Origin of the sequence: Arthrobacter ginsengisoli (genome assembly GCF_031456935.1) — a bacterium.
Taxonomy (GTDB): domain Bacteria; phylum Actinomycetota; class Actinomycetes; order Actinomycetales; family Micrococcaceae; genus Arthrobacter; species Arthrobacter ginsengisoli.
The window spans coordinates 111036-134191 of the sequence record NZ_JAVDVQ010000010.1 but is presented as its reverse complement, the minus strand read 5'-3'; the positions used below and the strand labels follow the sequence as shown (position 1 = coordinate 134191).

The window sequence follows — 23156 nt, the reverse complement described above, 5'->3', positions numbered from 1 at the left end:
CCATGACCATCACCTCACTGCCCCAGGAAACCCCGGCTGCTCTTCCCGCGCAGCACACTGAAGAGCTGGGCCTGCGCGAATCGGCAACCTTCGACCGCGCCACCATCGCGGACATCCAGCGCGCCGCCGCCACCGGCGTCTACGACATCCGCGGCTGGGGCGCCAAGCGCAAGGTCCCGCACTTCGATGACCTGCTGTTCCTCGGCGCGTCCATGTCCCGCTACCCGCTCGAGGGCTACCGCGAAAAGTGCGACACCGACGTCATCCTCGGCGGCCGCCACGCGAGCCGGCCTCTGCACCTGCAGACCCCCGTGACGATCGCCGGCATGAGCTTCGGCGCGCTCTCCGCCAACGCGAAGGAAGCCCTGGGCCGAGGAGCCAGCGAAGTGGGCACGTCCACCACCACCGGCGACGGCGGCATGACCCCCGAGGAGCGCGGCCAGTCCAAGCACCTCGTCTACCAGTACCTCCCGTCCCGGTACGGCATGAACCCGGATGACCTGCGCAAAGCGGACGCAATCGAAATCGTGCTCGGCCAGGGCGCCAAGCCCGGCGGCGGCGGCATGCTGCTCGGACAGAAAATCACCGAGCGCGTCGCCGGAATGCGCACCCTGCCCGTGGGCATCGACCAGCGCTCAGCCAGCCGCCACCCGGACTGGACCGGCCCGGACGACCTCGAAATCAAGATCGGCGAACTGCGTGAAATCACCGACTGGAAGACCCCCATCTACGTCAAGATCGGCGCCTCACGCCCCTATTACGACACCGCCCTGGCCGTGAAAGCCGGAGCCGACGTCGTTGTCGTTGACGGCATGCAGGGCGGCACCGCCGCCACGCAGCAGGTCTTCATCGAAAACGTCGGTATCCCCACCGTGGCCGCCATCCCGCAGGCCGTCCAGGCGCTGCAGGAACTCGGTGTCCACCGGAAGGTCCAGCTCATCGTCTCCGGCGGCATCCGCACCGGCGCCGACGTCGCCAAGGCCATGGCACTGGGTGCAGACGCCGTCGCGATCGGCACGGCCGCGCTCATCGCCCTGGGTGACAACGATCCGCGCTACGCCGCCGAATACGCCGCCCTCGGCTCCGCCGCAGGCTTCTACGACGACTTCCAGGACGGCCGCGACCCCGCCGGCATCACCACCCAGGACCCCGAACTCTCCTCCCGCCTCGACCCGGTCGCGGGCGGACGCCGCCTTGCCAACTACCTCCGCGTCCTGACCATGGAAGCCCAGACCATCGCCCGCGCCTGCGGCAAGTCCCACCTGCACAACCTCGAACCCGAAGACCTCGTGGCCCTCACCATCGAAGCATCCGCCATGGCCCGGGTCCCGCTGGCCGGCACGAACTGGATCCCGGGAGCCAAGTGATGACCGAATCCTCTGAGTATGTTGTAGTCGGCGCCGGCCTGGCCGGCGCCGCCACCGCCTGGCAGCTGGCCTCACGCGGCCACGACGTCACCCTGCTCGAACGCACCGTCCCGGCCAGCCACGACGGCAGTTCGCACGGCTCAGCCCGGATCTTCCGCTACGCCTACCCGGACGAGTTCTACACCAAAGCGGTGATCGAGTCCAAGGCCCTGTGGGATGAACTCGACCGGGCCAGCGGCCTGGAGCTGATCAGCCCCTTCGGGGCCGTGGACTACGGAACCGCGCGGCAGCCTGAGCAGCTGGCCCGGGTCCTCGCGGCCGCCGGGGTGGAGCACGAACTCCTCAGCGCAACAGACGCCAGATCCCGTTGGCCGCAGTTCTCCTTTGACACCTCCGTCCTCTGGCACCCCGGCGCGGGGGTCATCGACGCTGAAAGCGCCGTCCACGCGATGGTCGCCCAGGCGGTGCAGCACGACGCCCGGCTCCGCACCGGCTGGGACGTGACCGGCGTGACACAGACAGGCGGCGGCTACCGGCTGACTTCCGCGACCGGGCAGGAAATCACCGCCGCCAACGTGGTCATCAGCGCCGGCGGCTGGCTCCCGCGGTTGCTGCGACAGCTTCCCCTGCCTGCAGGGTTCCTCGCCGGCTTGCCGGAGATCACGGTCCGGCAGGAACAGGCCTACCACTTCCGCTACCGCGAGCAGCAACCGTGGCCGACCTTCATCCACAAGAGTGCGGACATCCAGACCTATGGCCTGCCCGGCGGGCGGGACGCCGGTTTCGCCGGCCAGAAGGTGGCCGAGTTCAACGGCGGAAACTCTATCCCGTCCGCTGCCCGCCAGACCGGAATAGTGGACCCCGCCAACCGTGGACGCGTCGTGGACTACGTGCGGAAATACCTGCCCGGGCTCGAGCCCGATCCGTACGCGGAAACCACATGCCTGTTCACGAACACCCCGAATGAGGATTTCCTCCTTGACCGGGCAGAGGGAATCACCATTCTCTCCCCGTGTTCGGGACACGGCGCCAAGTTCGCGCCGCTGATCGGGCAATGGGCGGCCGACCTCGCCACCGGCACCGGTAGCGTGCCCTCACGGTTCCGCCAGGCCGGCACCCGGGTCAGCGGCCGCTGACCCGCTCCGCCACCCCGCCAACAACTTTCGAGCTACAGAAACGGACCATCCCGTGACTCCTTCGACGACACCCACGGCCACCGCCACCGTATCCGGCCTCATGCGGGACATCTCCGGCATTGGCCAGGACAAGACACGCGGCGGCTACTCGCGGCCGGTATTCTCCACAGCGGAAACGGATCTCCGGCACTGGTTCACCGAACAGGCGGCCCGGCGCGGGCTGGACGTCGGCACCGACCGGAACGGGATAGTTTGGGCGTGGTGGGACACCGCCACCGGTGCCCGGCAGAACGCCGTCGTAACCGGCAGCCATCTGGACTCCGTTCCGGGTGGCGGTGAATTCGACGGTCCCCTCGGCGTAGCGTCGGCACTGATCGCCGTCGACATCCTCAGGAGACGGGGCCTGCGCCCGCGCAGGCCATTGGCCATCGCGGTGTTCCCGGAAGAGGAAGGCTCCCGCTTCGGCGTCGCGTGCCTCGGCTCACGGCTGCTCACGGGCGCCATCGCCGCCGACAAAGCACGCAACCTGAGGGACCTCGACGGGAACACTTACGCGGACGTGGCAGCTGCCAACGGACAGGACCCGCGGCACATGGGAACCGACCGCAGAACCCTGCAGCAGCTGGGCGTGTTTGTCGAACTCCACGTCGAACAGGGAAGGGGCCTGGTGGACCTCCACCAGCCGGTTGCCATCGGATCCTCCATCCTCGGACACGGGCGCTGGAAACTCACCGTCAACGGTCAAGGCAACCATGCCGGAACCACCCTGATGAAGGACCGGAAAGATCCGATGATCGCTGCCGCCAAGATCATGGTCGGCATTCGCGACACGGCCAAGAACTACCGCGACGCACGTGCAACCGTCGGCCGGCTCCAGCCTGTGCCCGGAGGCACCAACGTGATCGCCTCCCGGGTCGATATGTGGATCGACCTCCGTCACCCGCGGGACGAGATCACCGCGGCGCTGGCGGAGTCCATCCACCTCAACGCCCAGGTGGTCGCCGCCGAAGAAGGGTGCACCGTCAGCTTCGGTGTTGAATCGCTGAGCCAGACCGTGCACTTCGACACCGGACTGCGCAACCAACTGCAGACGCTGCTGCCGGACGCACCGGTGCTGGACACCGGTGCCGGCCACGACGCCGGCATTCTCACCGGGCACATCCCCACCGCCATGCTGTTCGTGCGGAACCCCACAGGCATCTCGCACTCCCCGGACGAGCTCGTCGAGGACGACGACGCCGAGAAAGGCGCCGCGGCTTTGGCCGACGCCCTGGCAGGCCTCCTCGGCGCAGCGCAGGTGATCGGCTAGGGCAGTGGCCCCCGCCTATGATGGCTCCATGACCAACAACGCCAACCGACTCACCATCCGAGCCCCAGAAAGCGGGGATGGGGAAACCGGGGCCGGGCAGGCGACGGGCACGGACGAGGGCCCGGGCAAGCTCGAACGCATCATCGCCGGGCAACTCCGCCGGTACCGGACGGCGAACGGACTGTCCTCGGCGGAGCTGGCTGCCCGGACCGGGTTGTCCAAGGCGATGATCTCAAAAATTGAAACAGCCAGCACATCGTGCTCTCTGACTACTTTGCAGCGGCTGGCCGACGGCCTGAAAATCCCCGTCACGGCGCTGTTCCGCGGCGCGGACACGGACCGCGACGCCACTTTCACCAAGAACGGCCAGGGCAGCCTGACAATACGCAGCGGAACCCAGCACGGCCACGAATATCGGGTGCTCGGCACGCTGAAAGGACGCACCGATGCGCTCGAACCGACACTGGTCACGCTGACGAACGCCTCCGACGTTTTCCCCCTCTTCCAGCACCCGGGCACCGAATTCATCTACATGCTCACCGGCAGGATGGTCTACGGCCACGGCGCATACGAATACGCCATGGAGGCCGGCGACTCACTCCTTCTTGACGGCGAGGGACCCCACGGCCCACTTGAGCTGCTGGAACTGCCCATCCGCTTCCTGGCGATATCAGCAAGATAAGCGGACCGGCGCCACGTTCTGGCTTCCCTGCCCGCATACGTCGTCATGACATCAAGCAAGGACGGTGGCCCGGCGGGTCCAGAACGTGGGGGCATTGCTGTGCAGCACCCCGGAGTCGGCGACTCTTCAGAGGCTGCATCCCGGATGCGGGTCACGCACCAAGGTGTTCGGAACAACGCCAACGCAAGTACGCGGCTGGAAGAAATACGTAGCAGCGAGCCGCTCATTGACGATGAGTTAACAACACTGGGCGTCTCACGGAAATGTCTCGCAACCCGCGGCTTGCGAGACTGCGGGGGCCTGGACTACCCGTCGATGGTCACGATGGATCCGCGCTTCTTGAGGGTGTTCCGACGCTTCGTCAGAGGACAGAACGGGGCTAACGCAGGCGTCAACGCGCCGGAAGGTTCCGGCCCATTCGTCGCGCGTTCTGCCGAAATACGGATCCAATCCGTGCACGCAAACGGGCCACCCCTCGCGGGCGTACTGATCGGAAAGCCCGGCGTCCGCCAAACCCGGCCCCTCCAGAAGCTGCGTAGAAGGCCGGTTCGAGCCCCGTGCGGTATGCCCGGGATGAGGGTAGGAGCCGGGCGTTCAATGCGCACCACGTCCGCCCCAGATCGGCAAGCACCATCGAGGCATGCGGCACCGGTCCCATGCCGTCGAGTTCCACAACGCGTAAGTCGTTCAAGGGTCCAGGCATGGATCTTCTCCAAGGTGAGCGCCGTTGTCGGGTCGTCGAGCCAGTCGTCAGCGTGAGAGGAGCAGAGCCTCACCCTGGCCGCCGCCGCCGCACAGTGCCACGGCTGCCTTGCCGGTGCCGCGGCGGATGAGTTCGTGCACGGCGGAGACGACGACCCGGGCGCCGGAGGCGCCGATGGGATGGCCTAGGGCGATCGCTCCGCCGTTGACGTTGACTTTGTCCATGCCGAGGCCGAGCTGTTCGGCTGAGTGCAGGGCAACGGAGGCGAACGCTTCGTTGATCTCCACGAAGTCCAGCTCCGCTACAGTCCAGCCGGCTGCCTTGAGTGCTTTGCTGATGGCTCGGGCCGGTTTGTCCGGCAGCGACGTATCCGGGCCGGCGGTCTGTCCCGGGGCACCGAGGACCGCAAGGACCTCGAGGCCGTGGGCCTCCGCGTAGCCGCGGGTGGTCAGGACGACGGCGGCAGCCCCGTCGTTCAGCGGGGAGGCGTTGCCGGCGGTCACCGTTCCGGTGGGGGAGAAGGCTGGCCGCAGTTTGCCCAGCGACTCCTCGGTGCTGTTGGCGCGCACGCCCTCGTCGCTTGTGGCGAGTTCGGCCTCCCCGCGTCGCTGCGGCACCTTGACGGGGACGATCTCGGCGTCAAAAAGGCCGGCAGCCTGGGCTACCGCCGCACGCCGGTGCGAATCGGCGGCGGTCTTGTCCTGACCGTCGCGGAGGATGCCCAAGGCATCATTGGCATGGTCAGTGGCCAGCCCCATGGCCTCCTGGTCGAAGGCATCAGTCAGGCCGTCGTGGGCGGCGGAATCGATCAGCGCAGCGTCACCGTAGAGGTGCCCGGCGCGGGAACCTGGCAGCAGGTGAGGGGCGTTGCTCATGGATTCCTGTCCACCGGCGACCACCACCGCGGCTTCGCCCAGCCGCAGCAGCCGGCTCGCCTCGATGATGGCGCTGAGTCCGGACAGGCACACCTTGTTAACGGTGGCCGCGTGGGCGCTCAGCGGGATGCCTCCGGCGACGGCAGCCTGCCGGGCCGGATTCTGACCGGCGCCTGCCTGGAGCACGTGGCCCATGATGACCGCTTCGACGACGTCCGGCTGGATCCTCGCCTTGTCCAGCGCTCCGGCGATCGCGGCGCCGCCGAGCTCGACGGCGGACAGCGGGGCGAGCTGGCCCATCAGCTTGCCCTGGGGGGTGCGGGCGGCACCGATGATGACGACATCTGCACTGGAATTCATTTTTCTCCTTTGACGAGTGACGGGCGGAAAGTTTGGGTCTCGGTAGCTGTGGGCGGCCGTGGCCCATGGGTGCGCTCTATCGGGAGGCGGGAAGGGGTATGCGCAGCTCCGGATGGAAGGCGGTGCCTGTTTCCCTGTCGAGCAAGGGGGTCAGGCCGCCGGTGTGGAAGGGGTAGTTGGCGCCGAGGATCATGCACAGGTCGATTTGTTCCGGCCCGGCCACCACGCCCTCTTCGAGCATTGCCGTGACTTCTTCGGCCAGCGCGGCCAGGATCCGGGCACGGACGATGCCGGCATCTGTTGCTTTGAGTGCCGCGAGCAGGGAGGCCGCGGCCGGTGAGATGTGGCCGCCGTCGTCCAGATAACCGGGCAGTCCGGCGGCCACGAGCCTCTTCAGGCTGGTACTGACGCTGAACCGCTGCGGATAGGTCTGGTGCATCTTCTCGCAGATGTGCAGCTGAACGGCCGGGCCGATGAACTGCAGCAGCTGCAGGGGTGTCATCGGCAGGCCCAGCGGGTCCAGCGCGTGGTCTACCCTGTCCGGGTCGGCGCCGTCGTCAAGCAAGGAGAGGACCTCGCTGAAGAGCCGGGTCAGGACGCGGTTGACCACGAAGCCTGCCGTGTCCGTGGCGAGTACGGCCGTCTTGCGCAACCGGCGGGCCAGCTCGAACGCCGTCGCGAGGGTGGCCTGGTCCGTCTGCGGGGTGGTGATGATTTCCACCAGCGGGAGCACGGCCACGGGGTTGAAGAAGTGGAAGCCGATCAGCCGGCCGGGACGGGCGAGGTCCGCGCCCATGGCCTCGATGGACAGCGAGGAAGTATTGGTCAGCAGTATGGCGTCCGGTCGGAGCAGGGGTTCCAGTTCGGCGAACACGTCCCTCTTGACGTCCAGCTCCTCGAAGACCGCCTCGATGACCACGTCGCAGTCGGCGAAGGCTGACTTGTCCGTGCCGCCCGTGACCAGGGCGCCGATGGCGGCAGCGCTGGCAGCATCAAGGTGCCCGCGGCCCACGAGCCTATCGAGCTGACCGGCTGTCCAGCTCAAGGCGGCATCGACGCGATCCTGTGACAGGTCCGTGATCCGCACCGGGACGCGCAGCTGCTGCGCGAAGACGAGCGCGAGCTGGCTCGCCATCAGCCCCGCCCCGACGACGCCGATGGTGCGCACCGGCAGAGGGTCGACGGCGGGACGGCCTGCGGGCTTCTTCGCCAGGGACTGTGTCACGTGGAAGGCGTAGATGCTGGCTCGGGCCTCATCCGAGAGCAACAGCTCACCGAAAGCCTGGATCTCCGCCGTCTGGCCAGCCTGTCCGGCGGGGGTTGTGGCAGCTCCTGCGATGAGTTCCAGTGCGCGGTAGGGTGCTGGCGCAGCACCGTGCAGGCGGCTATCGAGCTGGGTCCGGATGTCCTCCAGGGATGCGTTCCCCACGGCGGAGGGGACGCCGGACTTGGGGCCGCCGGCGGCGCGGGACGGCCGCGGGGACGGGACGGCGGCCGGAACCGGGGCCGGGGCCGTACCGGAGAGGATGCTGGCCGCGAAATCCAGCGAGGCTGTCAGGAAACCGTCCTCCGGGAGCACGGCATCCACCAGGCCAAGCTCGGCCGCAGCCCGCGCCGAGAGGTTCCTGCCCGCGAGTGAATCCGAAATCATGAGACGGGCCGTCAGCGCCGGGCCAACCAGCGCCACGGTGCGCGGGATGCCGCCCCAGCCCGGGATCAGGCCCAGGCGCACCTCGGGAAAGCCCAGGGCCCGGACCGAGTCCGCAGCGACGCGATAGCCCGCGTGCAGGGCCAGTTCCAGTCCTCCGCCCAGGGCAACACCGTTGATGAAAGCAAAGGTGGGCACTGGAAGCGCCTCCAGCAGGCCGAAGGCCTCAACTCCCTGCCGTGCGACGTCCTCGGTCTGTTGGGGCGTGGCCGCCTCCGTCATTCTCTTCAGGTCCGCGCCGGCGCAGAACACCGGGCCCTTGCCGGTCACGGCCACTGCGTCCACGCCGGACAGGTCCAGGGCGCGCACCGCGGCCGCGAAATTAGCCAGCGACGCCGGGCCCATCATCACCGGGCGGTGGCCAGCACCCTCCAGCGTCAGAACGGCAAAGCGGTAAGCGCCATGGCCGAGGTAGTCAGTACGGATCTCCGTCACGGACTCCGCGGAGGCAGAGGCATTTCCTGTCATGTTGTTCCTTCTGGCTCTCGAATTCGGGTGGTACCGCACGGCTGTGGATGGGAGGCCGGGGCTACCTGGAGACCTTGCCCATCCGGCCGGCGATGGGTGTGGTGAAGAGTGGTTTGGTCAGGAACCAGGCGACCGCGATGACCACCAGGGAGGCCAGGAAAATGATCAGCCCCCACCAATCCACCTCGTCCCGGGAGGTGAACATGTGGTTCAGATTGCGCAGGGCACCGGTGAAGAAGACCAGGAACACGTGGACCGCGGTGAACGCGACGAAGTAGACCATCACCGGGACGTGGACGGCCCGGGCCCACTCCACCGGGTACGCCTTGCCGAGCGCGGCGGCCTTCTCCGGCCACCAGGTGGAGATCCGGATGCCGGAGATGATGGCCAGTGGAGCGGCGATGAACACAGTGATGAAGTAGGCAATGACCTGCAGGGCGTTGTAGTGGACCCACCCATTCTCTGTGGGCCAGTCCAGGGAGGCGTACTGGATGCCGGTGGAGAGCATGTTCGGGAAGATGTCCCAACCCGTCGGCACAACGCGCATCCATTGCCCTGTGGCAAGAAGCAGGATGATGAAGACCAGGCCGTTGAGCATCCAGAGCACGTCCAGGCTCTGGTGCAGCCATTGGGTCAGGGATACTTTCTTCGGGGTGTTGCCCATCGGGGAAAAGAACGAGCCCTTCTTTGCGGTCCAATAGCCGGGCGGCTTGCGTTCGGTGCGGACCTGCAGCCCCGTCCGGACGATGAGCACCATGAAGAACATGTTGAAAAAGTGTTGCCAGCCCACCCATGCCGGCAATCCGACCGGGGCACTCTCCGGCTGGGACGAGTGTCCGTCGTATGTCGCGATGAACGCCTGCACGGGTTCCAGCGTCCGCAGCCAGCGGGCACAGAGCACTGCCGCGAGGGCCAACACGAGTACGCCGATCGTGACCGCGACCGGTTTGACCCACTGCGGGCGTCCGTCCGGCTTGGAAGCTCCACCGGACGGGGCGGGCCGGCCGAAGTGTGTCGGAGGGGTCGCCGGGGTAGCGCCCGGGGCGGGCACTGCCCCGGGCGGCGGCGGGACCGGCGCTCCCATGCGGGAGTGCGCGGGCGCGGCCGTGTCCACCTTGGCAGGGCCGGTGTCCGGGGACGCTGCCGGTGTCGTGGCCGCTCCCATCCGGACCTTGCCCGATGCGGACGGGGCGGTTTCGTGTCTGGTCGTGGACGGTGCCGCACCCAAGCGCTGCTTCTGCGCGGGAGCGGCAGGTGGTGCATCAGCGGATGCAGCAGGTTGAACGCCCATGCGCTGACGGCGGGGGGTGCCGGGGTCAGCCAGGCTGTTCTCGTTGGTCATCGTGCCTCTCGCCTCAGTGATGGTCGATCGATCAGGTACAGCAGATCCGGCCCGGCTCAGCTGCGGCGGGCGTTGATCGCGTCGATAAGCTGCGGTACCACGTCAAAAACGTCGCCGACCACGCCGAAGTCAGCGACGTCGAAGATCGGCGCGTCCTCGTCCTTGTTGATCGCCACAATCGTTTTGGCGGTCTGCATACCGGCACGGTGCTGGATGGCGCCGGAGATCCCCAGCGCCACGTACAGCTGCGGGGCCACGGAGACGCCAGTCTGGCCCACCTGGAGTGACTGGGACACATAGCCGGAGTCCACGGCCGCGCGTGAGGCGCCAACCGCGGCGCCCAGTGTGTCGGCGAGCTCTCCCACCAGGGCAAAGTTCTCCTTCGAGCCCAGTCCACGGCCGCCGGAGACCACCGTCTGGGCGCTCCGGAGCGCCGGCCGGCCGGTCTGGGCCGGGGCCTCGGTTGCATGGTCGATCCGCGCCCCCGGAGCAGCGCCGGTGGACACCGCAGCGGCCTTGACCTGCGGGTCGGCCACGGCCTGCGCCCGTGCATCCACCGAGCCCTGGCGCAGGGTGATGATCATCAGGCCGCCCTCCACGGTGGACTCCGTGGTGAAGTCAGCGCCGAAGACCGAGTGTTGAACGATGACCTCCTGACCCTCTTCGTCGTAGCGCACTGCCACCGCATCGGCTGCCACGGATCCGCCGGCGACGATGGCCAGCCGGCCGGCGACGGTCTTGGAGTCATTGGTGTTCGACACCAGCACCACCTGGGCGGAGTACGCCTGCACAGCGTCGGCGAGGGCTCCGACCTGCGCGGTGCCCAGCTCAACGGCTGCCGTGTCCGATTCGGCAAGGTAGACATGGGCTGCGCCCAGCGAGCCGAGCTGTGCGGCCAGGTTCGCGCCCTGCCCGGGGGCTGTCACCGCAACGGCAACAGGCGTGCCGATGCTGGCGGCTGCACCGAGCAGGCCGGCGGACGTCGACTTCGGCGCACCGTCCCCGGTGGTTTCAATCAGTACCGCGATGTTTCCCATGATGTGTCCTTCAAGTGGTCCAGGTCCTCAAGTGAGGTGAATGAAAGTGGTCAGATCAGCCGCTGGGCGGCCAGGAACTCGGCCAGCTGGCTGGCAGCCGTGCCGTCGTCGACGACCTTCGGGCCGGCCACCTTCGCGGGGCGCGCCCTGGCAGAGACCATCGCGGAGCGTACCGAGGCCGCCTCCGGGCCCGCCTGAATGCCCAGCTCCGCGAGAGACCAGGTTTCCAGCGGCTTCTTTTTTGCCTGCATGATGCCCTTGAAATTCGGGAAGCGTGGCTCGGCGGACTTCTCAGTGAGCGAGGCCGCCGCCGGCAGTCCGGAGCTGAGCTTGAGAGAGCCGCCGTCCACCTGCGCCGTGCCGGAAACGCCGTCGGCGGTGATGGTCATTTCGTCCAGCCCTGGCAGCACCGGCCAGCCAAGGATCTCCGCGACCATCGCCGGGATCATGCCGCCGCGGCCGTCGGTAGCCTCGTTTCCGGCCACCACCAGATCCGGGGCGATGCGCTGCACAGCAGCGGCCAGGACCCGCGAGGTCTGGACCATGTCAGATCCCGCCAGTGCCGAATCGCTGACCAGCACAGCCGAATCGGCGCCCATCGACAGCAGTTTGCGCAGCGTTTTGGTGGTGTCCTCCGGGCCCATGGACAGCATGACCACTTCGGCGTCGGGGTTGGTGTCCTTGAACTGCAGGACAGCTCCCAGGGCGCGCTCGTTGATCTCATCCGGGACCGGCTCGGAGGCTTCCCGGTCCAGCAGGCCGGTTTCCAAGTTCATCTTTCGGTCCGACCAGGTGTCCGGCACCTGCTTTGCCAACACAACGATTTTCATGACGGGCTTTCCTAACTCACGATTTTGGTTCAGCAGCACGGGCGGGACGAGCCGCTCCGCCGCACCTATAGTCCGTACGAGCGGCCGATGATTTCCCGCTGGATCTCATTGGTGCCGCCGTAGATGGTGGCGCCCAGGGCGGCGCTGAGATGCTGGGTCATCGGGAACTCGGATGAATAGCCATAGCCGCCCATCATCTGCATGCCCTCCAGGGCGGCGGTCTTGGCCACCTCGGATGCCTTGAGCTTGGCCATGGACGACAGCCGGGAGATGTTGGCGCCCGGCTGGGGTGAGTCCGCCTGCGCGGCAACGCTGTACACGAGCAGCCGCGCGCATTCGATCTCCGTCGCGAGGTCCGCAATCCGGTGCTTCATGGCTTGGAATGACCCCACGGGGCTGCCGAACTGCGTGCGTTCGGTGACGAATTTGAGGCAGTCGTCGAAGGCCCGTTCGGCTGTGCCGAGCATCTGGGCTGCCAGAATGAGCCGTTCCGTGTCCAGCCCTGCCATGAGCTGGTACCAGCCCTGGTCCACTTCCCCGATGACAGCGTCGGCCGGGATCTCGCAGTTCGTGAAGAACACGTCGTTGACCTCGGCGCCGTTCATGGTGTCGATGCCCCGGATCTCCATGCCATCGATGCCGGTCGGCACGTGGAACATGGTGAGGCCGTGATGCCGTTTCTCGCCGCGGGAGGTCCTGGCCACCAGCAGGATGCTGTCGGCTTGATGCGCGTTGGTGATCCACGTTTTCTGGCCGTTGATGACCCAGCCGTCGCCTTTGCGGTCGGCGCGGCAGGACACCGCCGCTACGTCTGAACCAGCCCCGGGCTCGGACATCGCGATGGCCAGGGCGCCGCCCTCCGCCAGCCGTCCGAGGACGGCGGTCTTTAGTTCCTCGCTGGCGAAGCGGTTGTAGATGCCGCCGGTGATCAGGCTCGTGCCGAGCCACGGCAGGGGTGCCATGCCCCGTGCCAGCTCCTCCAGGAGCACGCAGAGGTCCACGTGGTTTCCGCCGGATCCGCCGTATTCCTCGGGCATGTTGATCGCGGCCCAGCCGAGCTCGGCCACCTTGCGGTTCAGCTCAAGGCTGTGCCCCTCACGGCCGTTGTTGGTCAGCAGGTCCCGTTGTTCCTTGGATCCCACCTCTTTTTGGCAAAAGTCGCGGACCGATTCTGCGAGGGAGAGCTGCTCTTCTGTAAGGGTTGACACGGTGGCTCCTGGAATGGTGTTAGAGGCTGTCGGGGAGGAAATTCAGCCGATGTTCTGGACGGTGACCTGCGACTGGGCGGGCACGACGGCGGACGGTTGCGGTTCGTCGTCGACATCCTTTTTGTATTTGCGTGCGGCCAGACCACACAGAAGCGAGACGACGGAGGCGAGGATGATCATGCCGGCCAGCGGCCACCAGTGGGCGGTTCCCTTTGTGGGGACCAGGACGGCAGCCAGCAGGGGCGTGGAGGCAGCCCAGGCAACCCCGGCAAAGGCACTGCAGAGGGCCACGCCGCTGTACCGGACCTCCGTCGGGAACAGATCGAAGGTCATGCTGGAGACCACCGCGTAGACGCTGGCGTGGCCCAGTACGAGGGCAAAGGTGAACGCCAGAGTCATCAAAACAGCGTTGCCGGTGTCGAACAGGAAGAACAACGGAACCGCGAAAAGCAGGGTGAAGGCCACGCCCACCATGAAGATCTTCCAGGGGTTGATCTTGTCTGCAAGGATGCCGACCACAACGATTGCCACCAGGTCCACGGAGGCGGCGATCAGCAGGATCATCAGGGTGTCGCTGCGCTCCAGGCCGTGGCGCTGCGTGGCCATGGAGAGCATGTAGGTGGTGATCAGGTAGAACAGCACGATGACACTGGCCTGCAGTCCGATGCCGACGAGCACCCGGGCCGGCATCCGCTTGATGACCGTCGCGATCGGGTTGGTCTTCACTGCGCTGGCTTCCTTGAGCTCCTGGAATTCCTGCGATTCCTGAACCCCCACCCGGATGATCATCCCAATGATGACCAGGACGAAGCCGGCCAGGAACGGAATCCGCCAGCCCCAGGCCAGAAGCTGGTCGCTGGGGAGCTTAGCCACGAAGTACATCACCACGGTGGCCAGGACGAGCGCAAGCGGGCTCGCGATCTGGGGAGCCGCGCCATAAAAGCGTGCCCTGGCTTTCGGCGCGTTTTCTACGCTCATCAGAACCGCGCCGCTCCATTCGCCGCCAACGGCGACACCCTGGATGAACCGCAGGAACGTTAGGAGGATGGGCGCCCAAATGCCGATCTCCGCCCACGTGGGCAGGACGCCGATGAGGCCGGTTGCCAGGCCCATCATGGTGAGCGTGGCGATGAGGGTGGTCCGGCGTCCGAGCCGGTCCCCGAGGTGGCCAAAGATAAATGCACCGACGGGCCGGGCCAGGAACGCGACGCCCAGGGTGGCAAAGGAGGCCAGCAGGCCTGTGTTGGGACCGAAGTCCGGGAAGAAGATGGTGGAGAAGACCAGGCTCGCGGCCGTGGCGTAGATGAAGAAGTCGAACCATTCGACGGTCGTACCAACAAGGCTGGCGAGGAAGGCACGTTTTTGCTGCTTGTTGCCGAAACCGGGTTGCTGCGTTGATGCCATGGTGATTGCCTTTCAACGGCGAAGATGGATGCGGCGAAGATGCCGGTCACACAGGGGGCGAACGGTACAGTGGACCGCTCACAAAGGGACCCACGGTCACGAAAGACCGAAGAGATCCTGACGGAGCACGTTTTTGCGGATCTTCCCCGCAGGGGTCGCCGGCATGGATTCGACAATGCGGATCGATTCTGGCCACAGCCGCCGGGGAACGTTGCGCTCCTCCAGCCAGACCAGGAGCTCTTCGAAGCTCGGCGGGGTGCCAGCCGGTTGGATAACGGCACAAATGCGCTCACCCATCCGGTCGTCGGGTTGCCCCAAGACCGCGATACGGGCGATGCTGTCGTGGCTGGCCAAGGCGCATTCGATTTCGACGGGAGAGATGTTGACGCCACCGCGAATGATGATGTCTTTCAGGCGGCCGGTGATCCTCAGGTAACCGTCGTCGTCGACGATGCCGACGTCACCGGTGCGGAAGTACCCTTCCGGGGTAAAAGACTTCTCATACATCTCTGTCTGGTTGATATACCCCAGGAACAACGACGGGGTCTTCATGACGATCTCACCTTCGGAGCCACGGGACGCGATCACATCCTGTTTGAGGACCGCCAGTTCCGTGCCAGCCATCGTACGACCACAGGTGTTCGCCACCCGATCCACGGAGTCCTCGAGCAGGCTCGAAGTGGCTCCGCCTTCGCTCATCGCCCAGATAGAGCAGATGTGCGTATCCGGCATCTGCAGCTGGGCCTTCTCGATCAATGACGGCGGAATGGGGGCGCCTCCGCAGAGGAACGCCCGCATGCCCCGCAGCTTGGGAGTTTCGGCGTGCCATTCCGCCTCCACAAGGTCGGTGAGGAACGGCGTGGCCGCAACGGTGATCGCACAGTTATTGTCGCTGACCAACTCCAGCGCCCGCTGCGGTTCCCAACGCTCCTGGAGGACCAGGGGTGCTCCGACCATGATGGACATGCGCGCCCCGTGCCAGAAACCGGTGCTGTGGCCCAAAGGCGAGGGCATGAAGATCGACTGCTCACCAGTGACGCCGTACCGGTCGATGACGGCCTGGTTGTAGGCGCGCAGACTCGATTCGGAGTGGGCGATTGCCTTGGAGCGACCTGTCGTGCTCGAAGAAAACAGGATGTGCGCCATGGCGGCCGGATAGTCAGGCAGTACCGGCTCGGGTCCCTCGATGGTTTGCCAGTGGCGTCCACTTTGGTCGCCGACGGCGAACATGACCTCGAGCCGCCGGCCCACCGTTTCGGCGAGCTGGCCGATCTCGTCGCGGAACGACCGCCCGCGGTGGGACGAGGGCAGGAACACCGCCCGGGCGCCAACGAGGTTGCTGACGTAAGCGATCGAGCCGGGGTCCGAAGTGACGGGCAACGTGCCCGGAACCAACCCCGTGCGCAGTGCCGCCAGATAGACGGCGAGCCACTCGGTCCAGTTCGGCATGCAGATAATCACGACGTCCCCGGAGACAAGTCCCCTCGCCTGCATTTCGTCTGCCATGTCAGCGGACAACGCCTCCAGCTCCCAGCGGGTCATGCGGTTGCCGCGGTCGTCCAGCACGGCGGTGGCCTGGGGATCCCGGGAGAGCAGCGTCAGGAAGTCTTCCCAGATCCCGGTCCTTGCCCCGTCCGTTCCCGGCCCTCCTGACGCAGGAGCTTTCGTAGCACGTCCAACCAGTTCGGAAGTGGGCATAACGACTCCTTCTCAAAAGACAGATCGTTGGCTGTGCGGCGGGTCATTGCCATCGCGGCATCAGCTCTGTCCCTCAACTATGATCCAGATCTCATTGGCAGTCAAGAGAGTGATGTCGCTTTTTTGTTACTGGTGCGTTGCTGACTCCTATCGGGCCGTGGATACGTGGAAACCTGCCAGCGCCCAGAAGGCTTCACCCCTTCGCAACGTGGAATGGGCGAACCGATTCGGGGCCGTGGCGGCCAGCCCCTCCGGACAGGGGCCGGCATGCAGAGTCGACCGAGCACCGGCCTGCTCCCGCTGTGCCGTCCGCACCTCGTGCTCCATGACCCCTCGGTCACGGGCGATCAGCAGGCCCGGGGCGGAAAGAAGGTGGTGTACCAGTTGTGGGTGATGCACCGGGCCGCGTCGTCGAGGGAGACCGCGCCGCCGTGCAGGTTATCCTGGGCAAACCAGATATAGGCCGATTGCTCCGCCATGCACGCCATGGCCTCGACATGGAGCTTGACATCCACGCCCTCGATCTCCGTGATGCCATGGGCCCGGGACAGGGCGCCGGTGAAGCGTTCGACATGGCGGTTGCGCATGTGCCACCAGATGTCCTGGAACCGCTTCTCCACGTGCGCGGCCTGGATGAAGGCCCGCATGACGTCACGGTTCTCGCTGTAGATCTCCAGGTACCCGCGGTTCGATGCAAGCAGCGACTGGTAGGGGTCCTCGCGGAAATTGTGCTCCCGCGAAGCGCTGGCGTCGAAGAGTTGCTCGTGGAGGTCCTCGATCACCTGGGCGAAGAGGTCTTCCTTGTCCTTGAAGTACCGGTACAGGCCGCCCATCGAGATGTCGGCCTCGTTCGCAACGTCGCCCATCCGGGCATTGACATAGCCGTCCCGGGCGAAAACCGCCCTCCCGGCGCTCACGAGGTGTTCTCGGGTGCGCCGCCCCTTGGGCGTCGTGGGTAGAGCTGCCACTGGCCTTCCTTTGCTCCTCCGGCGGATCTCATCCGGCGAAGGCTTTCGCGAGTATATTAAGCACTCTACCTGCCGACCTTTAAAAAAGCGACATCACTCTCTTGACTTTTCCCGGTCCGGCTGTCCATGATGAAGATGTGGCCGAAATTACAGCCATGAAGAGACAAACCCCTCACCATCTGACGCAGCGGCGCGTACCGCGAGACAACCTTCAGGAGCGCACATGAAGATAGCTGCCATCAACGACATCAAGGTGGCGTACTCGGAAGCGGGTGACTCCGAGAGCGGCGTAGGTCCCGTGGTCCTGATCCACGGGCTTGCCGAGGGAAGGGACAGTTGGAGCGGCACGCAGACCGACCTGTCCGGCCTGCACACGTTCGCGTACGACCTTCGCGGTCATGGCGCCACCTCTGCCGGCGAGGCCGCCGGCACGTTGGAGCAGCTCGGGCAGGACCTGGTCGGCTTCCTCGAACAGGTCACCGGCCCGGCCGTCGTCGTGGGTTTCTCCCTCGGCGGAACGATCGCGCTGTGGGCCGCCGCCGAACGGCCCGACCTGGTGCGCCGGACAGTGGTCCTGGGCACCTCTTCCGTCGTGGGTCGAAGCGCTGCCCAGTTCTATCTGAACCGCATCGAGATGGCTGCCGACCCGACCACGCGGGAGTTCCGGGACGCCATCCGAAGCGATACCGCAGCCGCGCTGTTTGCGGCCACGGACGAGCTCGACGACGTCACGGAAGCGCGACTCGCAGCCATCGGCGACGGGTCCGGCTACGTCAATGCCTCACGCGCCATGGCGGCCCTCAGCGAGTCACCGCTGACGCCGAGGCTCACCGGTATCACCACCCACGTAGATGTTGTCGGGGCGGACCACGATGCGTTCTGCCCGGCCAAGGCGGCCCGGATCATCGTCGATGGACTGTCCGACGTCACGTATCGGGAGGTCCCGAACGCCGGTCACCTGATGAACGTCGACAACCCCTCGGCCGTGACGCAGGTATTGCTTGAGACGATCGCCGGAAGTAACCGGCCGGTGCCAGGAAACGGCACCACCAGCCAGCACACCAACACTTTAGAGGAGAAGAAATGAGTGAACCCAGGAAAGTAGCAATCGTTACCGCAGCGGCTGGAGCCGGCATCGGGGCGGCCATCACGGAGCGCCTGGCTGCGGACGGCTACGACGTTGTGGTCACCGACGCGCACGAACGCCGCTGCAAGGAGTCAGCCGAGCGCCTTGCAGAAAAGCACGGCCGGGATTTCCTTGCCGTTCCTCTGGATGTCACGGACGAGGCGGCCGTGCAGTTGGCCATACAGACAGTCATGGACGAACGCGGGCGCATCGACGTCCTGGTAAACAACGCCGGCTGGTCGAAGATCGAGCCGGTCGCAGAGATGTCCCTTGAAACCTGGCAGAAGTGCCTCGACGTCGACCTCACCGGCACATTCCTCTGCACACGCTACGCGCTGCCGCACATGATCAAGGCGGGCAGCGGAGCGATCGTTAACATCAGCTCCATTGCCGCCTATGAGACCTCCACTGAACACGGGGCAGCCTACTCCGCTGCGAAGGCAGGCGTCCTGGCCCTCACCCGCGTCACCGCCGCCGAGAACGGCAAGCACGGCATCCGGGCCAATGCGGTCACGCCCGGCCTGATCTACAACGACTTCCTGCGGAAGATCTATCCAGAAGAGTTCTTCACGGGCTACGCCGAGAACCGTTCCAAGGTGGGCCGCATCGGCCAGCCCGAGGACGTCGCCGGTCTCGTGGCATTTCTTGCCTCCGACCAGTCCGGCTACATCACGGGTGAGGTCTACGGCGTGAGCGGAGGGGTGCATCCCCATGGATGAGGTCATCAACCTCACCGTGGCGGAGCTGGGCGCCGCATACCGGCGTCGTGATCTCAGCCCCGTCGAGGTCACGGAAGCCTTCCTCGAAAGGATCGATGACGTCGACCAGGACCTTCACGCCTTCGTCACCGTGATGTCCGAGACGGCGCTGGCCCAGGCAACGAAGGCCGAACGCCAGTTCGCGGCAGCCGAGCCAGCCGGTGCCCTCACGGGCATACCGGTCGCCGTCAAGGATGCCTTCCATGTGGCCGGCATCCCGACGTCGCTCGGTTCCGTTGTTTACCGCGACATCGTCGCCAAGTCCGACTCCGGCGTTGTCCGCCGCCTCCGGGCCGCCGGCAGTGTGTTCACCGGCAAGACAAACACCGCCGAGTTCGGCCAGTCGGCCACCAGCGACAATCTGCTGGGGCCGGACACTGGCAACCCGTGGGACGTTACCAGGACACCCGGAGGCTCCAGCGGCGGTTCGGCAAGCGCCGTGGCAGCCCGGCTGTCGGCCGTTGCCGTGGGGTCCGACGGCGGCGGATCGATCCGCATTCCCGCTGCCTTCTGCGGTGTGTACGGTCTCAAGACGTCACCCGGGCTGTGCCCGGACGAGAAGGGCTTCCGAGCCATGACCGACTTCGTCGGTGCGGGACCGATGACCAGCACGGTGGCCGATGCCAGGCCGCTGCTGGGCGTACTCGCCGGCCGTGACTACTCCAGGAGGTCAGTGGGAAAACTGCGCGTCGCGTATTGCGCCCGGCCCGAAGGCATGCCCGTCGACCCCGGCGTGGCACAAGCCCTGGATACCGTGGCCCAGCAGCTGTCCGCGCTGGGGCACGAGGTCATCCCCACCGACCTGCCGCTCGAGGGCTGGAACGATGTCTTCGGCCCGCTCGTCCTCGAGGACGAACACCGGGAACGCGGTCACCTGCTGGTCCGCCACGCTGACCAGCTCACCAAGTATGAACGGTCCTCCCTGAGGGCGGCCCTCGCCCTGGATCCGGCAGCGGTGACACGGGCCCACGAACTGCTGCCACAGTACCGGCTGCGGATCGCGGCGCTCTTCACACACTACGACGTGGTCCTCACACCTGCGACGGCGGTTCCCTCGTTTCCGCTGGGCGAGCGTCCGTCGCACATCGACGGGCGGAAGGTGGACCAGCTGTGGGGACCCTTCCCGTTCGCTGTTCCCTTCAACGTCGCCGGCGTGGCGGCCGCGTCCGTGCCCTGCGGGTTCGCGGATGGCCTGCCCGTCGGGGCCCAGTTGGTAGTGGCCGCCGGAGCCGAGCAGCTGCTGCTCGACATTTCGGAAGATATCGAGGAAGCGATCAGCTTCGACCGCCTGGCCGTGGTGTCCCGCTGGAGCCGCGCGGCGGCGCCGACGCCATGAGCCGGTACGTGGCCAAGGAGCGCATCGGGGACGTGGTGTCGCTGGTCCTGGACGCACCGGAGCGCAGGAACGCCTTGTCCTTCGACCTGCTCGCTGAGCTGTCGAAGACCCTCACCGAGGGTACCGACGGAGCCACCGGGATCGTCATCTCGGGGTCAGGCGGCGCTTTCAGCGCAGGAGCGGACTTCACCAACCTGACCGGCACAAGCAGAGACATCGACTTCGACGACGCGCTGGAACGCGTCGTGGAGGCGATCATGTCCAGTCCCATTCCCGTCGTGGCGGCTGTCGAGGGCCCCTGCATTGGTGCCGGAGCGCATCTCGCACTCGCCTGCGACCTCCGCATTGCGGGGGCCGGGAGTTTCCTCCAGATCCCCGCCGTCCGGCTCGGCCTGCTCTACAGCCCACGCGCCATCGCCTGGCTGGCCGGAACGTTTCCCCGGGACACAGTACGTCGAATGCTCCTGCTGGGCGAACGCTTTGACGCAGCCGACGCCGTCGAGGCCCGGCTGTTCAGCAAGGTGGTCCCCACAGGCACAGCGCTCGACAAGGCAACCCAGGCGTTGGCCGCCTTGTCACCGGACCATCTCGACGCCCTGGCCAGCACGCGTGAACTCCTGAACTCGCTCGACGCCAACCAATATGACGAGGCAACGTGGCAGCAACGCCGGAAGAACCTGCTCGATTCGCCCGCCCGGGCGCAGGCCATCCGGCAAGCCCAAGCCCGACATACCTAACACCCGCTAACCACCAATGGAGAGGCAGCCTACCGATGAGCACCACCATGACCCTTTCGCTTGCAGATCTGGCCGGCGCAGACCTCGGCGAGCACACTGCGACCTACGACGATACGTCCGTCATCCTCTACGCGCTGGCGGTCGGTGCCGCCCCTGAAGACCTTGACCTCGTGTACGAACGGGACCTGCGCACCCTGCCGACCTACGCGTGCGCGTTGGGCCTCTGGGCCGTGGAGGCCGCCGGCCGGCTCGGTGCTTACGACCCCCAGCGCTCCCTTCATGGCTCCCAGCGTCTCGTCGTGCATAAGCCGCTGCCGACGTCGGGCTCTATCGTGATGAGCGGCCGCGTGGCCAATGTCTACGACAAGGGCAAGGCATCAATCGTGGAGATCGAGGCGACCTCGGAATTCTTCACCGCCACGTACAACATCTTCCTGCCGGGCCAGGGTGGCTGGGGCGGCGCCCGCGGCCCGTCCTCGTCCACGGCGGAACGCCCTGAACCGACGCACTCGACCGAGTTCCAGACCTCACTGAACCTCGCTGTCCTGTACCGCCTGACCGGTGACCGGCATCCGGTCCACATCGATCCCGCGGTGGCTGAGGCCAACGGCTTTGACCGTCCGATACTTCATGGCCTCTGCACGCTGGGCATCGCCGCCAGGGAAATTGCTGAACAGGTTGGCGCCCATCCTGCCGACCTGCAGGAGCTCGATGTGCGCCTCTCCGCCCCGGTACTGCCCGGACAGAAGCTCCATATCTCCTCCGCAAGTCAGGAAGGTCGCGTCTATTTTGAGGGAACAGCAGGCGAAACTGGCGTCTTGTCCGGTGGCACGGCCACCTTCCACACCACCATGAAAGGCACCAACAATGTCTGATATCAGCGACCTGATTGACTTTGATTCCCTCCTCACCGCCGACGAGCGTGCGCTGCGGGATTCCGTGCGGTCCTTCGTGGATAGCGAGATTAAACCGAACATCGCAGGCTGGTATGAAAAGGCCGTCTTCCCGCTGGAGATCGTCCCGGAACTGGCCAAGCTCGGCGTGCTCGGTATGCATTTAAAGGGGTACGGCTGCGCCGGACGTTCCGCCGTTGACTATGGTCTCGCCGGCGCGGAACTGGAGGCCGGGGACTCGGGGCTGCGCACCTTCGTCTCGGTGCAGGGCTCCCTGGCAATGAGCGCAATTTACAAGCACGGCTCCGAGGAGCAGAAACAGGAGTGGCTGCCGGCGATGGCCACAGGCGAGGCGATCGGCTGCTTCGGGCTGACCGAACCCACTGCCGGGTCGGATCCGGGCGGCATGACCACCTTCGCCCGCCGCGACGGTGGCGACTGGGTGCTCAACGGCACCAAGCGCTGGATCGGTCTGGCCTCCGTGGCCCAGGTCGCCGTCATCTGGGCCCAGACGGAGGAGGGCGTGCGTGGCTTCGTCGTGCCGACGTCGACCCCCGGATTCACGGCCACCCCGATCGAACCGAAGCTGTCGATGCGCGCCTCCATCCAGTGCGACATCGACCTGACTGACGTGCGCCTGCCCGAAACCGCGGTACTGCCGAACGTCGTCGGGCTCAAGGGCCCCTTCTCCTGCCTCAACGAGGCCCGCTACGGGATCATCTGGGGCGCCATGGGCGCGGCCCGCGACGCGTTCGAGGCCGCCCTGGACTACTCCAAGGGACGGATGCAGTTCGACAAACCGCTGGCCGGATACCAGCTGACCCAGCAGAAGCTCGTGGACATGGCCCTGGAAATCAACAAGGGCTTCCTGCTCGCCCTGCACCTGGGCCGCAAAAAGGACGCCGGCACGCTGCAGATAGAGCAGATCTCGGTGGGCAAACTGAACAACTGCCGCGAGGCCATCAAGATTGCCCGGGAGGCCCGCACGATCCTCGGCGGCAACGGCATCACCCTGGACTACTCACCACTGCGCCACGCAAATAACCTCGAATCCGTGCGCACCTACGAAGGCACTGACGAGGTCCACACCCTCATCCTGGGCAACAAGCTCACCGGCGTCCCCGCCTTCCGCTAAATCTTCCTCCACGGGTGGCCCCGCAACGTGGCCACCCCCTTCCTGCACTGCGGCGGTTAGTCGCGTCCAAAGGGGA

The 23156-nt window shown here is 66.3% G+C and carries 19 protein-coding genes; 10 read left to right on the top strand and 9 right to left on the bottom strand.

All coding sequences use genetic code 11. The features are described 5' to 3' along the window. The first annotated feature begins 2 nt into the window (after positions 1-2). The 4 genes from J2X01_RS13160 (at position 3) to J2X01_RS13145 (ending at position 4494) form a co-directional block, all read left to right on the top strand. Entirely contained in the window at positions 3-1367 is a 1365-nt protein-coding gene (locus J2X01_RS13160) for an FMN-binding glutamate synthase family protein (protein ID WP_310057940.1), read from the top strand. Continuing rightward, positions 1367-2503 carry an FAD-dependent oxidoreductase gene (locus J2X01_RS13155; RefSeq protein ID WP_310057937.1) on the top strand — a complete coding sequence of 379 codons (1137 nt, stop codon included), beginning with the start codon at positions 1367-1369 and terminating at the stop codon, positions 2501-2503. Before J2X01_RS13160 ends, J2X01_RS13155 begins: the two co-directional genes overlap by 1 nt. A gap of 100 nt (positions 2504-2603) precedes the next feature. After that, positions 2604-3812, top strand: coding sequence for an allantoate amidohydrolase (locus J2X01_RS13150; protein WP_310058085.1), 1209 nt, complete (start codon positions 2604-2606; stop codon positions 3810-3812). Between the two features lie 28 nt (positions 3813-3840). Beyond that, positions 3841-4494 carry a helix-turn-helix domain-containing protein gene (locus tag J2X01_RS13145; protein ID WP_310057934.1) on the top strand — a complete coding sequence of 218 codons (654 nt, stop codon included), beginning with the start codon at positions 3841-3843 and terminating at the stop codon, positions 4492-4494. Between the two features lie 750 nt (positions 4495-5244). Here the strand turns inward: J2X01_RS13145 and J2X01_RS13140 are convergent. The 9 genes from J2X01_RS13140 to J2X01_RS13100 form a co-directional block, all read right to left on the bottom strand. Continuing rightward, positions 5245-6432: an acetyl-CoA C-acetyltransferase gene (locus tag J2X01_RS13140; protein ID WP_310057931.1), complete on the bottom strand. Its 1188-nt coding sequence runs from the start codon at positions 6430-6432 to the stop codon at positions 5245-5247. Between the two features lie 76 nt (positions 6433-6508). Next, the gene (locus tag J2X01_RS13135; RefSeq protein WP_310057928.1) at positions 6509-8608 is read right to left on the bottom strand and encodes a 3-hydroxyacyl-CoA dehydrogenase NAD-binding domain-containing protein; all 2100 of its coding nucleotides are present in this window, start codon (positions 8606-8608) and stop codon (positions 6509-6511) included. A 61-nt stretch (positions 8609-8669) separates the two neighbouring features. After that, on the bottom strand, positions 8670-9692 hold the full coding sequence (locus J2X01_RS13130) for a cytochrome b/b6 domain-containing protein (protein WP_374724973.1): 1023 nt from the start codon (positions 9690-9692) through the stop codon (positions 8670-8672). 314 nt (positions 9693-10006) lie between these two features. Beyond that, positions 10007-10987, bottom strand: coding sequence for an electron transfer flavoprotein subunit alpha/FixB family protein (locus tag J2X01_RS13125; RefSeq protein ID WP_310057925.1), 981 nt, complete (start codon positions 10985-10987; stop codon positions 10007-10009). Positions 10988-11037: 50 nt separating this feature from the next. After that, entirely contained in the window at positions 11038-11817 is a 780-nt protein-coding gene (locus tag J2X01_RS13120; RefSeq protein WP_310057923.1) for an electron transfer flavoprotein subunit beta/FixA family protein, read from the bottom strand. A gap of 65 nt (positions 11818-11882) precedes the next feature. Continuing rightward, entirely contained in the window at positions 11883-13025 is a 1143-nt protein-coding gene (locus tag J2X01_RS13115) for an acyl-CoA dehydrogenase family protein (RefSeq protein WP_310057921.1), read from the bottom strand. A gap of 42 nt (positions 13026-13067) precedes the next feature. Next, the gene (locus J2X01_RS13110) at positions 13068-14429 is read right to left on the bottom strand and encodes an MFS transporter (protein ID WP_310057918.1); all 1362 of its coding nucleotides are present in this window, start codon (positions 14427-14429) and stop codon (positions 13068-13070) included. 96 nt (positions 14430-14525) lie between these two features. Next, a complete protein-coding gene (locus J2X01_RS13105; RefSeq protein ID WP_310057916.1) occupies positions 14526-16127 on the bottom strand; it encodes an AMP-binding protein in 1602 nt (533 codons plus the stop codon). A gap of 347 nt (positions 16128-16474) precedes the next feature. Beyond that, the gene (locus J2X01_RS13100; RefSeq protein WP_310057914.1) at positions 16475-17095 is read right to left on the bottom strand and encodes a TetR/AcrR family transcriptional regulator; all 621 of its coding nucleotides are present in this window, start codon (positions 17093-17095) and stop codon (positions 16475-16477) included. 223 nt (positions 17096-17318) lie between these two features. Here J2X01_RS13100 and J2X01_RS13095 point away from each other — a divergent pair, with 223 nt between their 5' ends. From J2X01_RS13095 to J2X01_RS13070, 6 genes are read left to right on the top strand one after another with little or no spacing between them, the layout of a single operon-like run. Then, positions 17319-18182 carry an alpha/beta fold hydrolase gene (locus J2X01_RS13095; RefSeq protein WP_310057911.1) on the top strand — a complete coding sequence of 288 codons (864 nt, stop codon included), beginning with the start codon at positions 17319-17321 and terminating at the stop codon, positions 18180-18182. After that, complete coding sequence (locus J2X01_RS13090) at positions 18179-18940, top strand: SDR family NAD(P)-dependent oxidoreductase (RefSeq protein WP_310057908.1); 762 nt, start codon at positions 18179-18181, stop codon at positions 18938-18940. The genes J2X01_RS13095 and J2X01_RS13090 overlap by 4 nt, the downstream gene beginning before the upstream one ends. Further along, positions 18933-20315: an amidase gene (locus tag J2X01_RS13085; protein ID WP_310057905.1), complete on the top strand. Its 1383-nt coding sequence runs from the start codon at positions 18933-18935 to the stop codon at positions 20313-20315. Before J2X01_RS13090 ends, J2X01_RS13085 begins: the two co-directional genes overlap by 8 nt. Continuing rightward, positions 20312-21052 (top strand): enoyl-CoA hydratase/isomerase family protein, encoded by a 741-nt coding sequence (locus J2X01_RS13080; protein ID WP_310057902.1) that lies wholly within the window; start codon positions 20312-20314, stop codon positions 21050-21052. The genes J2X01_RS13085 and J2X01_RS13080 overlap by 4 nt, the downstream gene beginning before the upstream one ends. Positions 21053-21099: 47 nt before the next feature. After that, complete coding sequence (locus tag J2X01_RS13075) at positions 21100-21927, top strand: MaoC/PaaZ C-terminal domain-containing protein (protein ID WP_310057898.1); 828 nt, start codon at positions 21100-21102, stop codon at positions 21925-21927. Then, the gene (locus J2X01_RS13070; RefSeq protein ID WP_310057894.1) at positions 21920-23080 is read left to right on the top strand and encodes an acyl-CoA dehydrogenase family protein; all 1161 of its coding nucleotides are present in this window, start codon (positions 21920-21922) and stop codon (positions 23078-23080) included. The genes J2X01_RS13075 and J2X01_RS13070 overlap by 8 nt, the downstream gene beginning before the upstream one ends. Positions 23081-23156 lie beyond the last annotated feature (76 nt).

Coding starts and splice junctions, on each gene's coding strand:
- J2X01_RS13160 (WP_310057940.1), top strand. CDS start 3: ATGACCATCACCTCACTGCCCCAGGAAACCCCGGCTGCTCTTCCCGCG.
- J2X01_RS13155 (WP_310057937.1), top strand. CDS start 1,367: ATGACCGAATCCTCTGAGTATGTTGTAGTCGGCGCCGGCCTGGCCGGC.
- J2X01_RS13150 (WP_310058085.1), top strand. CDS start 2,604: ATGCGGGACATCTCCGGCATTGGCCAGGACAAGACACGCGGCGGCTAC.
- J2X01_RS13145 (WP_310057934.1), top strand. CDS start 3,841: ATGACCAACAACGCCAACCGACTCACCATCCGAGCCCCAGAAAGCGGG.
- J2X01_RS13140 (WP_310057931.1), bottom strand. CDS start 6,432: ATGAATTCCAGTGCAGATGTCGTCATCATCGGTGCCGCCCGCACCCCC.
- J2X01_RS13135 (WP_310057928.1), bottom strand. CDS start 8,608: ATGACAGGAAATGCCTCTGCCTCCGCGGAGTCCGTGACGGAGATCCGT.
- J2X01_RS13130 (WP_374724973.1), bottom strand. CDS start 9,692: ATGGGAGCGCCGGTCCCGCCGCCGCCCGGGGCAGTGCCCGCCCCGGGC.
- J2X01_RS13125 (WP_310057925.1), bottom strand. CDS start 10,987: ATGGGAAACATCGCGGTACTGATTGAAACCACCGGGGACGGTGCGCCG.
- J2X01_RS13120 (WP_310057923.1), bottom strand. CDS start 11,817: ATGAAAATCGTTGTGTTGGCAAAGCAGGTGCCGGACACCTGGTCGGAC.
- J2X01_RS13110 (WP_310057918.1), bottom strand. CDS start 14,429: ATGGCATCAACGCAGCAACCCGGTTTCGGCAACAAGCAGCAAAAACGT.
- J2X01_RS13105 (WP_310057916.1), bottom strand. CDS start 16,127: ATGCCCACTTCCGAACTGGTTGGACGTGCTACGAAAGCTCCTGCGTCA.
- J2X01_RS13095 (WP_310057911.1), top strand. CDS start 17,319: ATGAAGATAGCTGCCATCAACGACATCAAGGTGGCGTACTCGGAAGCG.
- J2X01_RS13090 (WP_310057908.1), top strand. CDS start 18,179: ATGAGTGAACCCAGGAAAGTAGCAATCGTTACCGCAGCGGCTGGAGCC.
- J2X01_RS13085 (WP_310057905.1), top strand. CDS start 18,933: ATGGATGAGGTCATCAACCTCACCGTGGCGGAGCTGGGCGCCGCATAC.
- J2X01_RS13080 (WP_310057902.1), top strand. CDS start 20,312: ATGAGCCGGTACGTGGCCAAGGAGCGCATCGGGGACGTGGTGTCGCTG.
- J2X01_RS13075 (WP_310057898.1), top strand. CDS start 21,100: ATGACCCTTTCGCTTGCAGATCTGGCCGGCGCAGACCTCGGCGAGCAC.
- J2X01_RS13070 (WP_310057894.1), top strand. CDS start 21,920: ATGTCTGATATCAGCGACCTGATTGACTTTGATTCCCTCCTCACCGCC.